Raw genomic sequence first — 14,253 nt, forward strand, 5'->3', positions numbered from 1 at the left:
GTCCCGGCTCACCTCCCGGACGCCAGGTCGGTTTCGATCGCGGCGACCGCTTCGTCGATCCGGGCAAGCCCGGCCGGCACGTCGAGGCGGCTGACGCCGATCCGCCCCGCGATCTGCGCGCACTGACGCAGGTGGGCGGAGGCAAATTCGCCCGGCAGCGCCTGCCGGCCGAACCGTGTGATGTAGGAGAATCTGATGATCGCCGGCAAGGCGGCGGCACAGGTCAGCGGCGAGATCGCCGCCCTCTCGCCGCGCTCGAGCATGTAGATGCGCGATACCGGCACCGCCTCGGCGGCAAATCCTTTGTGCAGCCGATGCTGCGCCTTGTCGATTTGCGGATGCACCTGCGGCCGCACCTGCGCCTGCTCGAGGCGAATGGCGCCGGCCGCATCCGCCGCGAGCTTGAGTTGCGGGAATCCAGGCAGGATCATTGGTCGGTTCGGATCGCAAAAATCCAGCGCCACGACATCGTCGGTGAGCAGCCGATGGCCGGCGCGGATCATCGCGCCCGCCGTCGTCGACTTGCCGGCGCCCTTGTCGCCCATGAAGATCACGCTCTTGCCGCCGACGGCAACCGCGCTGGCATGCAGGACGAGCAGCCCGCGCTGATGCAGGGCGAGCGCCATCACCGGCCCGAGCAGCGGAAAGGCGAGCAGCGGATCGCAGACCCCAGGCGCCGGATCGACATCGATCCGGTTGGCGCCGCTGATCATGAAGGTGCCGACAGCCTGCCATGAAAGACACTGGCGGGTCGGCTCGAATCGGAAGGCGGTGGCGCCCCGTGACGCAGCGTCGGGAAAGTCGATCGGCCCGACCGCGATCTCCAGGTCCGGCCTCGCCGGTGCCGTCGGTTCCAGTTCCGGCAACGCCACTTCCGAGCTGACGACCAGCCCATAGGCCTTGTAGAAATGGCGGGCGCGCTTGCCAGTCATCATCGTGTCGGTGGCGGGTTCGGGCCGCGCAAGGGAAGCGATCGGAAGATTCATGCAGGGCTTCCTTCGACTTGCCGCAGCCACAGCGACAGCGAAACCGAGCGCCATACATGCTGGACCTCGGGCAGCGTCGCCTGTTCGGGCTGGCGCAGCATGCGCTGATAGACCGCGTTCACTTCAGCCAGGTTGACGTAAGGGGCGATCCGCTCGCTGTCCGATATCAGCAGCCTGTCCAGAAGCTCGCGGTGGTTGGCGAGCATGCCGTTGACCAGGTTGGCGGTGAAATCGATCTTGTCGCGGCGCCACTGCACCGCCGGCGGCAGGACGCCTTGCATGGCCCGGCGCAGCACATGGCGGCCAAAGCCGTCCCTCAGCTTTTCCTCGCCGGGCAGCGACAGGCAGAATTCGACGAGCGGCTTGTCCCAGAACGGATAGCGGGGTTCGACGCCGAAATTGGCGGCGGCCTTGTCGAGCACTTCGAAAGCGTGCGGCACCAGCCCGGCGGACAGAAGCCAGCGATGCGTCAGCGCTTCGCTGGCGCTGACGGCGCTTGGCATGTGGCCGCTGCGATGAAAACGCTCGGCGAGATCGGTGCGCCTGGCAAGATCCGGATTGACGAGGCCCGTCCAGGCAGCGCGCGGAGCCTGCGACGGCCTGTGCCGCACCTTGCCGGCAATGCGTTTGGCCATCGCCCGCATCCTGGCGATCCGCCAGGCCGGTCCATAAATGGTCAGGAACTTGAAATAGAGGGAGAACATACCCTCGCCATAGGTGTTGGCGGCGCTGCGCAATTCGCGCCACAGCTCGAGCCACCTGCCGGCATTGGCGAGTTCGTGGAGGTGCCCATGGCCTTGCGAAACGACCTCGTCGCCGCCGTGCCCGTCGAGAAGCACTCTGACGCCCTTTGCGCCCGCTGTCCGGTAAAGGTCGCGGGTCAGTGACAGGCCGGGCGCCAGGAACGTGCCCTCCTGTTCCTCCAGAATGCGCTCGAACTCGGCGAAGGGCGCGTAATTGCCGACGGCAATCAGGGTGGCGTCGAGCGGATTGTCGTCGAGCACCGCATCGATGAACGGCTTCTCGTCCATCGACGATCCCTTGTCGAAGACCAGGGAGAAGGTCTTGAGCTTTGGGCTGCGCGTCGCCGCCGCGCGCTGACCCGCAAGGCAAGCGATAGAGGATGAATCGAGCCCGCCGCTCAGCATGGCGCCGATGGCCGGGGTGCCGCGCATCCGGTTCTCCACCGACTTCGCAAACAGATACCTGAATTCCTCCGCCGTGTCCGATCGCAGCGACCGCTGCGACGGCTCGATCTGCCAGTAGCGCCGCACCACAATCTGGCGGTCCGCGACAATCATGCTGTGCCGCGCCGGCAGGCGGAAGATTTCGGCGTAGGGCGTAGCCTGCGGATCGTCCGGCAAGCCGGCGAGGAAGCCGGAAATCTGGTGTTCGCTGAGGCGCCTGCCGACACCGTCCAGCGCCAGGATGGGGCCGATCTCCGAGGCAAAGGCGAAGCGCCGGTCGGTCGAATGATAGTAGAAAGGTTTGACGCCGAAATGGTCGCGCGCGCAAAACAGCGCCTGGCGCTCGCCATCCCAAATCGCGAAAGCGAAATCGCCCTGCAGGTAGGTCGGGCAGGCTTCGCCCCATTTGAGATAGGCGCGCATGATGAGCGCAGCATCGGCAAGCGACCGGTCGCGCGTGCCGAGCCGCGCCAGAAGCTCGTCGCGGTTGTCGAGCCGGCAGTCCGCGGTGATGGCGAGCTTGCCGCCGGCCATCGTCAGCGGGCCTGGGCCGTCCTCGCCGGTCGTGTCGAGCCAGGCATGGCCGAGCGCCGTGCTGCCTGCCGTCCACCATGAGCTGCCGTCGCGGCCGCGGTGGCGCATGCGCGAAAGCATCTGTTGGATATCGCCCGCCGCGGCGGGCCGGCCATTGTCAATGAGCACAATTCCGGCAACGCCGCTCATCGGTCACGAGCCATGGTCGACCAGATGAGTGAATCCGTTGAGTGAGCCACCGAGCACGATGTGGTTGCCGCTCATCAGCCAGGCGTGCGCCTTGAGCTCGCTGCCCGTCCCTCGCTCGACACCGATGCTGATTTTCGAGGCGCTGCCCTGGCGCGCCAGCAGATATTGTCCGGCGAGCGCCTGGGTGAGGCAGCTGGCGCCCGGCACGAGCCGCGCCGCGGCGGCAACACCCCAGGCGACCCGACGCAGCTCGGCGATGCTGGCGTCGCGGCTGGCGTCCAGTCGCGTGACCAGGTCGCGGATGCGGTTGTAGGAGGAAACCGTCAGCGCTAGCCGTACAACGCTCACCACCGTCAGGCAGCGCGCCAGAAACAGCATCTCCCGGCCGCTCAGCGAGCGGAGCCTAGACCAGTTCCTCACTGTGCAGCCTCGCAAGCCCTGCTTCGGTCAGTCCCCTCAGCAGGCCCTCGACATCGGCCTTGCAGCGCTCGGCATCGACATCGTAGCGCGCAAGCACCGCGCCGCGGATATCGCGGATCGATCGCGGCTGCTGGATCTGCTCCCAGATGAAGGCGCCGACGCTGTTCAGGCTGTAATAGACATTGGATTTGAGGTGGAGCAACGCCAGTCCGGCGCCGAATTCACAGGCCACTGCCTCGCTGCTCGCGACCACGCGGTCATCGTCCGAAGGGTTCCAGTACATGCTAAAACCTCGTTTGCGGCCCGCCGCCCTGGCGCCACCGCCGCGGATCGGTTGCCATCGATCCTCGGCAGGAAACCGGGGGACGTCGTCCCCCGGCTCACCTGTTGGAGCGCATCCGGAGCCCCAACTTAGACACCCGGATGCCCGTAAGGTCAGGAGAAAGTCAGCTCGCCGACCGGCGTATGAGCGGGAAAGCTCGCGTCGAGCGCCGTCGTGCCAGCACCGCCCTGCGTGATGGTTTCAATCGAACCGTGAACCGTCAGGCTGGGGGTCTCATACTCATGCTTTACAACTTTCTGTTCCATTGTACTCTCCAATTAAGGACTGGAAGCGGCTGCAGAACGCCGCCAGCACATAACTATGCTGCAATGCAATTGCTGCATGGCAACATGCATGAGTCAAGCCAGATTTACCAACCGTTAATCAATTCTTGGTTGCGCTGGCCTTCGTTGGTGATCAAGCCTTGAGCGCCGCCATCGTAAACCTCAACCATCCTGGAATTCAACCGCAGGTCTTTGCCGATCAGATAAGCATCTGATTTATTTGCGATAATTTTTTGGGTGAAAAACCCATCTCGCTTATGCGAAGAAATTGCTGCAAGAAACCGCCATTTTTCGCCTCACGCCGGAGTATCTCCAGGGTTGTCTTCAAAAGTGATTGGGCACGGGCAATTCTGAACGCTGCGGTTGCAACGATCAAATGGCTCCAGCCGAGTCTTGGGCGATCGCGTCAATTTTTCCGATGCTTTTCTTCGCAGTTGCGGTATAAACCGGTCGGGCGGCATTTTGCGGAGAACGACATCGGGCATGGCGGTCCAGGATGGCTCCTATGAAAGGCTGCGTGCCGCCGGCTGCGGCGACGAGGTCGCCTACGTCCAGGCCTGCCTGAGGCTGTTTTTCGCGCCGGGCGCCGACACCATCGCAAGACCGGCCGATATGCCCGCGCCGACGATCTCGGCGGCCAATGTCGCCGACATCGCCAGGCTGAACAAGGTCGCCGTCTTCCTGCTCAAGGCGCTGATGCGTGCGCCGTCCGGCGCGGCGCCTCCGGGGTTGCTCGGCTGGCTCGACGGCTACCGCCGGCGCACCATGTCGATGAATGCCGCCTGCATTGGCGATTCGATGGCCATCGATCGCGTGCTGCGCGACAGAGGGATCGATTTCGTCTTCCTCAAGGGCCCGCTCCAGCAGCATCGGCTCTATGGCGACCACTTCATGAAGCCGTCCGGCGATGTCGACATCCTGGTTTCGCCGGCCCGCTTCGGCCAAGCCCGCGAGGCGTTGCGCGCGATCGGCTACGAGGTTGCCGGCAAATCCCGTTCGATCTGGTGGGTGCGCTTCCTCGGCGAGCAGCACATGGTTCGCGAAGATGGCGCGCGGGCGTCGACGGTCGACCTCCACCACCGGCTGCAGCAGCCCGGTTCGCCGAGCCCGCGCGACACCGACGGCTTCCTGCGCCGCAAGCGCGAAGTCGAAGTGGCCGGCGCCGCGATGCCCGTCATCTCGGCGGCCGACACCCTGCTCTTGTCCTCGATCAGCGTCGCCAAGGCCTTCTTCAACCGTGAGCCTTGCGCCGGCTATGTCTGCGACGTCAGGGCCAGCGCCAGCCGCCTGAGCGAAGCCGAGCAGCAAACGGTGCTCGATCACGCCGCCGAGCAGGGTTTGGCGGACACGTTGCTCCTCGGCCTGCGCGCGGCCGATGTGCTGCTTGGCGCCGCCGGCACGCTGCTTTCAGATCGTGCCACCCGCATTCTGGCGCGCATCGACAATGCCGATCTCTTCCACATGGTGATGGCGCCATGGCTTGCCTCGCTGCGCTGGCCGCAACGTCGGCTTGTGTTGTGGGAACTCTGCGGCCGAGAGCCTGTCCGTTACCTGGCCGAGGCCGGCTGGGCCGCCTCCGCCGACCTCAGCCGGCGCATCTTCGAGCGGCCGGTGCTTGTCGAGCCGGGGCGGCGCGAGACAATCAAAATCGTGGCGGGGCTGCCACTCATGCAAACGAAAGGTGAGCCATGCCAGTGACGACGCCCATGACGGGCCGCGGGGTCTGCGTCATCATCGCGGCGCGCAATGCGGCGGCGACGATTCCCGTCGCCATCGCTTCGGCGCTGCGCGAAGCCGAGGTCGCCGAAGTAGTCGTGGTCGACGACGCCTCCACCGACAACACCCGGGACGCGGCGCGCGCCGCTGATGACGGCAGCGGCCGGCTTGCCGTCATCCGCCTCGACGTCAATCGCGGTCCTTCTTCCGCCCGCAACCTCGCCATCCACGCCTCCAGGGCGCCCTTCATCAGCATTCTCGACGCCGACGATTTCTTTCTCGAAGGCCGCTTTCGCCGGCTTTTCGCAAGCACCGACTGGGATTTCGCCGCCGACAACATCATGCTCATTCGCGATGATGCCGCGACCGACCTCGACAAGGTCGCCGCGCCGCCCTTCGCGGCCGACCCGGAATTTCTCGATTTTGAGCGGTTCATCGACGGCAACATCTCGCGCCGCCGCGTCCGGCGCGGCGAGCTCGGTTTCCTCAAGCCGGTGATCAGCCGGGCTTTCCTCGATCGGCACGGGCTGACTTACGATGAAAACCTGCGCCTTGGCGAAGATTACGAGCTCTACGCGCGCGCCGTCGCCTGCGGGGCGCGGTTCAAGGTCATCAAGTCCTGCGGCTATGGCGCGATCGTGCGCGCCGATTCGCTCAGCGGTCGCCACAGGACGCAGGATCTGAAGCGCCTTGCCGATGCCGATCTGGCGCTGCTTCAGCTCGACAACCTTCCGGAGCGCTCCAAGGCTGCGTTGCGGCGCCACGAGCGCCATGTCCGCGACAAATACCGGCTGCGCAATTTCCTCGACGTGAAAGCCGAGCGTGGCCTGGCTTCGGCCGCGGCTTACGCCTTCGCCAGCCAGTCGAACCTGATCCCGATCGTGCGCGGTGTCGCCACGGACAAACTCGACGCGCTGTTCCGCCGCACCGGGATTGCTGCAGAGCAGCAAATGCCGCCGATGCGCTTCCTGATGGCGGCAAGAACGAGTGATTCCCCATCATCCCGAAAGCCGCCGACCCTCAAAAAATCCGCATTCGAAAACAATGATGTTGCCTAGTCGCTGCGGGAATGGCAGTCTATGTTGCAATGCAGCAATTTCGAAAGGCCGATAGGATGGCTTCGATTTTTGGCTTCAGATCCAGGGATCCGGTTCGCGACCGGCAGACCGATCTCCAGCGTTTCGACCGGCTGGCGAAGCTGTTCGACCAGATCGCGGCCGAGATCGAGGCGGAGAAAGCCGGACTGGAGGGTCGTTACAAGTCGACGGCTGCCAACGCGGCCTTTCTCGTCGAGGCGATGGAGAATGGTTCGGCATCGACCAGCAAGGGATCGGATGTCAGCGCCATGACCAACTCTATTCTGAATTGCGAGCGGCGCATTTCCGAGCTCGCGCGCCAGAAAGGTCTGATGAAGGAACTGCGTCATTCGCTCGACGCGATTGTCGAGGATGGTGCCGATCGGTCTGCTTCGCAGTCCGCAGCAAGGGCAATTCCAGGAAAACTGTGAAACGTTTTTCCGTCCGGAATTGCGTCGAAACGAGGAGATGGAGCGGTTCGCGTTTCCGTGAAACGCTCTAGAGGCTGACGGCGCCTGAAGGGGCCGTCATCGGTACGAGACATTAGAGGAGTTCAAAGGGCGGAAGATCACAGGCGGCTCGCTCATGCGAACCGAGGATGACTTTGGGTTGGGCGGACAACACAAGGTGAGTTTGTTATGAATGTAGATCCGAACAACACCTCCACCGTGGCGGCTTGCGCGATGTCGCAGGTGCCATGGAACGGATTGGCCGGCCCGCGGCTCGGCGTCATCGGCGCCCTGCTTGCGATCGCGGCAACTGTTGCGGCGAGCTTGCACCCGGCGCACGCGCAAGGGGTGCAACAAGAAATCCAAAGCGCGCCGTCATTCGTCGACAATTTCTCGAATTTCGACCGTTCCCGCTGGTTCGTCTCGGACGGTTGGACCAATGGCGCCCATCAAAACTGCACCTGGTCGAAAGATCTTGTCCGGCTTTCCGATGGCGTGCTTTCGCTCGGCTTTGAAAAACGCAAGCTGAAGGACCGCGAGTTCGCCTGCGCCGAGATCCAGACCAAGCAACGCTACGGCTACGGCGTCTACGAGGCGCGCATGAAGACCGGTACCGGCTCCGGCCTCAACGCCGCCTTCTTCTCCTATATCGGCCCGCAGGACAAACAGCCCTGGGACGAGGTCGACTTCGAGGTCCTTACCAAGGACCCGTCGAAAGTGCAGGTCAACAGCTACATCCAGGGCAAGCCGAAGAACGGCAAGCTGGTCGACGTCGAGGGCGGCGCCGACAAGGGTTTCAACGACTATGGCTTCGTCTGGGAGAAGGACCGGCTGCGTTGGTACATCAACGGCAAGCTCGTCCATGAAGTGACCAACCCTGACGAACTGCCGACGCATTCGCAGAAAATCTTTTTCAGCCTCTGGGGTAGCGACAAGCTGACCAACTGGATGGGCGCCTTCGTCGACCCCGGCAGCAAGGTGACCATGGAAGTCAAGCGCGTCGCTTTCACCGCTTTGGGCCAGCCATGCCAGTTCCCGGAATCGCTGGCATGCAGCATAAGTAACAGCAACTAGAGGATGATCCCGAAGCGAAGCTTCCGTCAGCGAAAAGTGGGTGCCGGTTCTTGCCTCGCTGACCCGCGGTTCGGATAAGATCATGCTCTAACGAATACCCGGGGTTGCCTGGGGGACATCTGAACCGGCCGGGCCACTTTTGTGGCCCGGCCTTTGACAGGAACAGACCGAATGAATTTGACCGTGTTTGGGATTGGCTATGTCGGTCTCGTCCAGGCCGCTGTGCTTGCCGAGGTCGGCCACGAGGTGGTTTGCGTCGATATCGACGAGAAGAAGGTGGAGCGGCTCAACCAGGGCTTGATCCCGATTTTCGAGCCCGGCCTGGAAAGCCTCGTCCGGGAAAACCATGCGGCAGGGCGCATCCGTTTCACCACCGACGCGGCCGCGGCGGTCAAGCATGGCCAGATCCAGATGATCGCGGTCGGCACGCCGCCCGACGAGGACGGCTCCGCCGACCTGAAATACGTGCTCGCCGTCGCCGAAGCCATCGGCCGCGAGATGGACGCGCCGAAGATCGTGGTCGGCAAGTCGACTGTGCCGGTCGGCACCTGCGAGAAGATCAAGGCCAGGATCGCCGAGACGTTGAAGGCGCGCGGTCGCGAGGATCTGCGCTTCGACGTCGCCTCAAATCCCGAGTTCCTCAAGGAGGGCTCGGCGGTCGCCGATTGCATGAAGCCGGACCGCATCATCGTCGGCACGTCCAGCGAGGACACCGAGATGGTGATGCGCGAGCTCTACGCGCCGTTCAACCGCAACCACGAGAAGATGATCGTGATGGACGTGCGCAGCGCCGAATTCACCAAATACGCCGCCAACTGCATGCTGGCGACCAAGATCAGCTTCATGAACGAGATGGCCAATCTCGCCGAGCAATTGGGCGCCGACATCGAGGAAGTGCGCAAGGGCATCGGCAGCGATCCGCGCATCGGCTATCACTTCATCTATCCCGGCCTTGGTTATGGCGGATCGTGCTTCCCCAAGGACGTGCGCGCCCTGATCAAAACCGCGGAAAGCATCAAGTTCGACGCCAAGTTGCTGCGCGCCGTCGAGGAGCGCAACAACGCCCAGAAGTCGATCCTGTTCGACAAGGTCAGCCACTATTTCAAGGGCGCGCTCAAGGGCAAGACCTTCGCCGTCTGGGGGCTCGCCTTCAAGCCCAACACCGACGACATGCGCGAGGCGCCGTCGCGCACGCTGATGGAAGCGCTATGGGCGGCCGGCGCCAAGGTGCAGGCCTACGATCCCGAGGCGATGCAGGAGTGCCAGGCCATTTACGGCCTGCGCGAAGACCTGCTGCTCTGCGGCACCAAGGAGGCAGCCCTGCGCGGTGCCGAGTCGCTTCTGATCTGCACCGAATGGAAGAGCTTCCGCGCGCCTTCTTTCGATGCGCTCAAGGATGCGCTGAGCACGCCGGTCATCTTCGACGGTCGCAACCTCTACGATCCGAAGGTGATCGCGCGCTACGGCATCGAATATTTCTCGATCGGCAGGATGGCGGGGTGACGACGGCCGATTTTCTCGAGAAGAACTGCCGTCGCCGCGACCGACAACGGGGCCGACAATGACTATGCGCGTAGAGGAAGAGGGTTCGATCTGATGGTGCTCGACGTTCGGCCCCAACAAATCGCCAACGAGCATTTCGATCTCGTCGTCATCGGATCCGGTTTCGGTTCGTCCTTCTTCCTGCACGAATTCCTGCAGCGGCGCAAAGCTCGCGTCCTGGTGCTCGAATGGGGCCGCCACAACACGCATGAGTGGCAGCTCAGCCAGAACGCCAACACCGACATCGACGACGAAAGCACCTATGAGACCGACAATGCCGACAAGCCGTGGAACTATACGATCGGTCTTGGCGGCGGCACCAATTGCTGGTTCGCGCAGACGCCGCGCTTCCATCCCAACGACTTCAAGCTGAAGAGCACCTATGGCGTCGGCAATGACTGGCCGATCGGCTATGACGAGCTCGAGACGTTCTACGGCGATGCCGAGGAGATCATGTCGATCTCGGGCGACCCCGACATGGCTCGTATGCTGCCGCGCTCGCGGCCTTTTCCGCAGCCGCCGCATCGCATGTCGACGCCCGACCGGATGATGAAGGCCGCGCAGCCGGATCAGCACTTCGTCATGCCGACCGCCCGGGCGCGCGTGGCGACCTCGCAGCGCGCCTCGTGCTGCGCCAACTTGCGCTGCTGGCTGTGTCCCGCCGACGCAAAGTTCACCGTCAACAACGGTTTGATGCATGTCTTCCAGCATCCGGATGTCTCGGTCTGCCTCGGGGCCGAGGTGCGCCGGTTCGATCATGTCGGCGGCGCGGTGCGCTCCGTCGTGTTCGTGCAGAACGACAAGGAATATTCGGTCAGCGGCGACCTCTTCATCCTCGGCGCCAACGCCATCCAGAGCCCGGCGATCATGCTGCGCTCTGGACTTGGCGGCGAGTTCGTCGGGCTCGGCCTGCACGAATCCTACGGCTGGAACTACGAGGCCTATCTCGGCGGCGTCGACAATTTCGACGGCAGCACGATCACCACCGGCCTGAATTTCGGCCTCTATGACGGGCCGCACCGGGCCGAGCATGCGGCGGCGCTCGTCTATTTCGAGAACCGCTGGCAGCACGGCATGCGCGCCGAGAAGGGGAGGCTGCGGCAGGTGCTGCCGCTGGTCATCGTCACCGAGAACCTGCTCGATCCGGAAAACCGCGTCATCCTCGACAAGGACGAGAACGCCTTCGTCACTTTCAAGGGCGCGTCGGACTACGCGACCAAAGGCATGGCGAAAGCGCTCGAAAGGCTGCCGGAGCTACTCAAGCCGCTGCCGGTCGAAGAGATCTTCGATCGCGGCATCAGGCCGACCGAATCGCACGTGCAGGGCACCCTGCGCATGGGCACCGGCCCGGCCGATTCCGTGGTCGACCGTGACATGATCCACCACCAGCTCAGGAACCTTGTCGTCGTCGGCACCAGCACTTATCCGAGCTGTTCCTGCGCCAATCCAAGCCTGACGGCGGCCGCCCTGTCCCTGCGGGCGGCGCGCCGGCTGACGGCGTGAGGGAGGGGCCGATGAAGATCACGCGCCGCACAGCACTGGCCATCGTCGCCGGCGGGGTTGCCTCCACCGGCATCGCGGCCGCGGCCGTCTCGTCCTTCTCGGATGAGGACCTGGTTCGCGTCACGCTGGAAAAATATTTCGGTCCCCTCAACATGCGCATCGAGCACCTGCAGCAATTCGTGCTCGAATTCCAGAACCGCAATCCCTGGATATTCCCCAGCGACAAGGTGGGGGACGTGGTGACGCTGGCGGAAACCGTCAAGCTCGGCAAGGCGCGCGAGCTGCTGCCCCAGGACAAGCGGCGCGACCTGCGCCATTTCGACCGCTGGGTCATCGCCGAGTTCCACATGCTGACCGATTATGCCTGGCGCAGCTCGCCCAACGATCCGATCCGCTTCACCGGCTGGCATCCATGCACCAATCCCTTCGCCAATTTGGAGCTGCAGGATGCATGAAGCATGCGCGACCGAAGGACGAACCGAGACAATGGGCGATGCTCAGTCCAGCCATCGCCATGTTTGTGAAACCACGCCGGCAAGCGGCGCATCGGCAATAGTATGAGGTCACCAATGGCTGCCCAGCGCAAACCGACGGTCACCGTCATCGTCCCCACCTTCAACAGGGAGAAGTTCCTGCCCGAATCCATCGGCAGCCTGCTGCGGCAGACTGTGATGCCGGATCAGATTCTGATCGTCGACGACGGCTCGACGGACAATACCGGCGCCGTGGCGGCAACTTTCGCCGCGCCGGTGGAATATTACCGCAAGGAGAATGGCGGCAAGTCGACGGCGCTGAACTTCGCCCTGAAGCACTGCAAGGGGGATTTCGTCTGGATATTCGACGACGACGACGTCGCGCATCCGACGGCGCTCGAACGGTTTCTGGCTGCGTTCGCGCGGGAGCCGACAGCCGATTTCGCTTTCGGCGAATATGCGCGTTTCCGGCAGTCGGCCCAGATCGAGGACCAGAGTTACGAGACCGTCGCCTTCGGTCACGTCAACCAGGACAATTTCTTCCCGTCCCATCTCGAATATTGCCACGTCCATCAGCCGGGTCTGCTGGTGCGCCGCCAATGCTACGACGAAGTGGGCGGCTTCAACGAAAACCTGGTCCGGTCGCAGGACTACGAGATGATGCTGAGGCTTGCGCGGCGGTTCAAAGGCGTCAGGGTCGATGGCCTCATGTTCTTCCAGCGCCAGCATGACATGGTTCGCGGCAGCACCCAGGTCGTCATTTCCTATGCCAACAGGATAAAGGCCTGGGGCTCATACGACCGGGTGATCATGGAAGAAATCTACAAGTCGGTCGATCTGCATGAGTATCTCGATCGCTCGGAGCAGGCCTTGCCGAAGGCGGCCGATCTCGAGATGCAGGCACTGCTGCAGCGTTCGAGCATCATGGCCAGGAAGGGGCTCTGGCACCATGCGGCCGAAGATATCCGCCGCTACGCCATGCTTGCCGAACGAGCCGGAAAGACGTCCCTCAGCGACAAGGAACGCGCCATCGTGCGGCGTACGTTCGAAGCCTACGACACGGGTTTGGCGACCGCCCCTGCCGACGAATTCGTCTCCGCGGTGAAGGCCTGGAAGCCGGGACCCCTCAAGACCGACATCGTCAGGGAATACATGCACTCCTTCCCGCATTACTTGGCGCGGGACTTGAAGGCGGGCAAGGTGATCCCGGCATCGAAGTTGTTGCGGGAGTACTCGACGCTGTCGCTTTCAGCCTCGGTCGGCCGCTTGTATCAGGCAATGACGTCGAAGCTTCCATCGGTGCGCGGTGCAAGCTGATTGGGCGTGGGCGCTTCCGCAATTGAGCGCCGACGCCGGCGGACCGCCTGTGGGCGCAAATCGCGGATGCTCGTCCGGCGGGCCGAATTAGGAGCAGGACAATGAAAGTGCTTTTTGCAAGCGGCAACGGATATATTCCCGAGTTCACCGGCGGCGTGCAATCCAACACCCACCATCTGGTCGAACAGCTGATCGAGCACGGCCACCAGGCATCGGTCCTCGCTTCGCTGTTCGGCGACGGCATGTTCGGCTTCAAGGCGCGCGCCAAGATGAAGCTGTTGCGGCAGCCCGCGGTCGTCGACAATTTTCCCGGCTATCCGGTGATGCGCGCCTGGTTTCCCTGGGACGCGGCCGGCTTCGCTGTCGAGAAAACCAGACCTGACGTCGCCGTCGTGCAGTGCCACAAGTCCGTCCTGCTCGGAAAGGCGCTTCTGGCCGAAGGGGTGCCGCTGGTGGTCTACCTTCACAACGTCGAATTTCACGAACTCGCCGGCGATCCGCGCGAGCTGCATTCGGCTTTATACATCGCCAATTCGGAGTTCACGGCACGCACCTACAAGGAAAAATTCGGCATCGATTCCACTGTTCTCCCGCCGACCATCAATGAAGCTCTCTACTGCACGCATACGACGGGTGAATTCGTCACCATGATCAATCCCTATGAGGAGAAGGGTTTCGAAACGGCGGTGCGGATCGCGGCCGCCTGCCCGGAGGTTCCGTTCCTGTTTGTCGAAAGCTGGAAGCTGGACGACGACCATCGTGCGCGCGTCGAGAAGACCCTCGCGCCGCTTTCGAACGTCAGGCTGGAAAACCGCACCAACGACATGAAGACGGTCTATGGCCGCACCAGGATCCTGCTTGCTCCGAGCAAATGGGAGGAGGCCTGGGGCCGCGTCGCATCCGAGGCGCATTGCAGCGGCATCCCCGTCGTCGGATCGCGCCGTGGCGGCCTGCCCGAAGCCATCGGTCCCGGCGGCGTGGTGCTCGACTACGACGCTCCGATTGCCGACTGGGCTTCGACGGTGCGGCGTTTGTGGAACGATCGCCAGGAATACGAACGGCTCTCGGCTGCCGCTCTCGCCTTCTCCAAACGCCCGGAACTTGATCCGGCGCGGCAATTGGTGGTGTTTCTCGATCTGCTCGAAAGAGCGTCACGGCAAGGAGCCCGCCGCGCCGCGTAG

The 14,253-nt window shown here is 63.4% G+C and carries 14 protein-coding genes; 9 read left to right on the forward strand and 5 right to left on the reverse strand.

The window, feature by feature from the left end:
- Positions 1–8 precede the first annotated feature (8 nt).
- The 5 genes from F3H96_RS01715 to F3H96_RS01735 form a co-directional block, all read right to left on the reverse strand.
- Positions 9–986 (reverse strand): serine kinase, encoded by a 978-nt coding sequence (locus F3H96_RS01715; RefSeq protein WP_210248144.1) that lies wholly within the window; start codon positions 984–986, stop codon positions 9–11.
- Entirely contained in the window at positions 983–2,896 is a 1,914-nt protein-coding gene (locus F3H96_RS01720; protein ID WP_149790201.1) for a lasso peptide isopeptide bond-forming cyclase, read from the reverse strand. Before F3H96_RS01720 ends, F3H96_RS01715 begins: the two co-directional genes overlap by 4 nt.
- Positions 2,897–2,899: 3 nt before the next feature.
- A complete protein-coding gene (locus tag F3H96_RS01725) occupies positions 2,900–3,316 on the reverse strand; it encodes a lasso peptide biosynthesis B2 protein (RefSeq protein WP_244619874.1) in 417 nt (138 codons plus the stop codon).
- Positions 3,300–3,599 carry a PqqD family protein gene (locus F3H96_RS01730; RefSeq protein ID WP_149790202.1) on the reverse strand — a complete coding sequence of 100 codons (300 nt, stop codon included), beginning with the start codon at positions 3,597–3,599 and terminating at the stop codon, positions 3,300–3,302. Before F3H96_RS01730 ends, F3H96_RS01725 begins: the two co-directional genes overlap by 17 nt.
- 152 nt (positions 3,600–3,751) lie before the next feature.
- On the reverse strand, positions 3,752–3,904 hold the full coding sequence (locus F3H96_RS01735; protein WP_149790203.1) for a lasso peptide: 153 nt from the start codon (positions 3,902–3,904) through the stop codon (positions 3,752–3,754).
- Positions 3,905–4,405: 501 nt separating this feature from the next.
- On the opposite strand from F3H96_RS01735, the gene F3H96_RS01740 reads away from it, so the two are divergent.
- The 9 genes from F3H96_RS01740 (at position 4,406) to F3H96_RS01780 (ending at position 14,253) form a co-directional block, all read left to right on the forward strand.
- Complete coding sequence (locus tag F3H96_RS01740; protein ID WP_149790204.1) at positions 4,406–5,620, forward strand: nucleotidyltransferase family protein; 1,215 nt, start codon at positions 4,406–4,408, stop codon at positions 5,618–5,620.
- Between the two features lie 8 nt (positions 5,621–5,628).
- On the forward strand, positions 5,629–6,696 hold the full coding sequence (locus F3H96_RS01745) for a glycosyltransferase family 2 protein (RefSeq protein WP_149790205.1): 1,068 nt from the start codon (positions 5,629–5,631) through the stop codon (positions 6,694–6,696).
- Positions 6,697–6,752: 56 nt separating this feature from the next.
- Positions 6,753–7,145 (forward strand): hypothetical protein, encoded by a 393-nt coding sequence (locus F3H96_RS01750; protein WP_149790206.1) that lies wholly within the window; start codon positions 6,753–6,755, stop codon positions 7,143–7,145.
- Between the two features lie 252 nt (positions 7,146–7,397).
- The gene (locus tag F3H96_RS01755) at positions 7,398–8,237 is read left to right on the forward strand and encodes a family 16 glycosylhydrolase (RefSeq protein WP_149790645.1); all 840 of its coding nucleotides are present in this window, start codon (positions 7,398–7,400) and stop codon (positions 8,235–8,237) included.
- Between the two features lie 171 nt (positions 8,238–8,408).
- Complete coding sequence (locus tag F3H96_RS01760) at positions 8,409–9,740, forward strand: UDP-glucose/GDP-mannose dehydrogenase family protein (protein WP_149790207.1); 1,332 nt, start codon at positions 8,409–8,411, stop codon at positions 9,738–9,740.
- A 93-nt stretch (positions 9,741–9,833) separates the two neighbouring features.
- Entirely contained in the window at positions 9,834–11,282 is a 1,449-nt protein-coding gene (locus tag F3H96_RS01765) for a GMC family oxidoreductase (protein ID WP_149790208.1), read from the forward strand.
- A gap of 11 nt (positions 11,283–11,293) precedes the next feature.
- Positions 11,294–11,737, forward strand: coding sequence for a hypothetical protein (locus F3H96_RS01770; protein ID WP_149790209.1), 444 nt, complete (start codon positions 11,294–11,296; stop codon positions 11,735–11,737).
- A 114-nt stretch (positions 11,738–11,851) separates the two neighbouring features.
- Positions 11,852–13,072 carry a glycosyltransferase family A protein gene (locus F3H96_RS01775; RefSeq protein ID WP_188131255.1) on the forward strand — a complete coding sequence of 407 codons (1,221 nt, stop codon included), beginning with the start codon at positions 11,852–11,854 and terminating at the stop codon, positions 13,070–13,072.
- Positions 13,073–13,173: 101 nt separating this feature from the next.
- Positions 13,174–14,253 carry a glycosyltransferase gene (locus F3H96_RS01780; protein WP_149790211.1) on the forward strand — a complete coding sequence of 360 codons (1,080 nt, stop codon included), beginning with the start codon at positions 13,174–13,176 and terminating at the stop codon, positions 14,251–14,253.

This window comes from Mesorhizobium sp. NFR06, from assembly GCF_900115245.1.
In the GTDB taxonomy this organism is placed as follows: Bacteria; Pseudomonadota; Alphaproteobacteria; order Rhizobiales; family Rhizobiaceae; genus Mesorhizobium.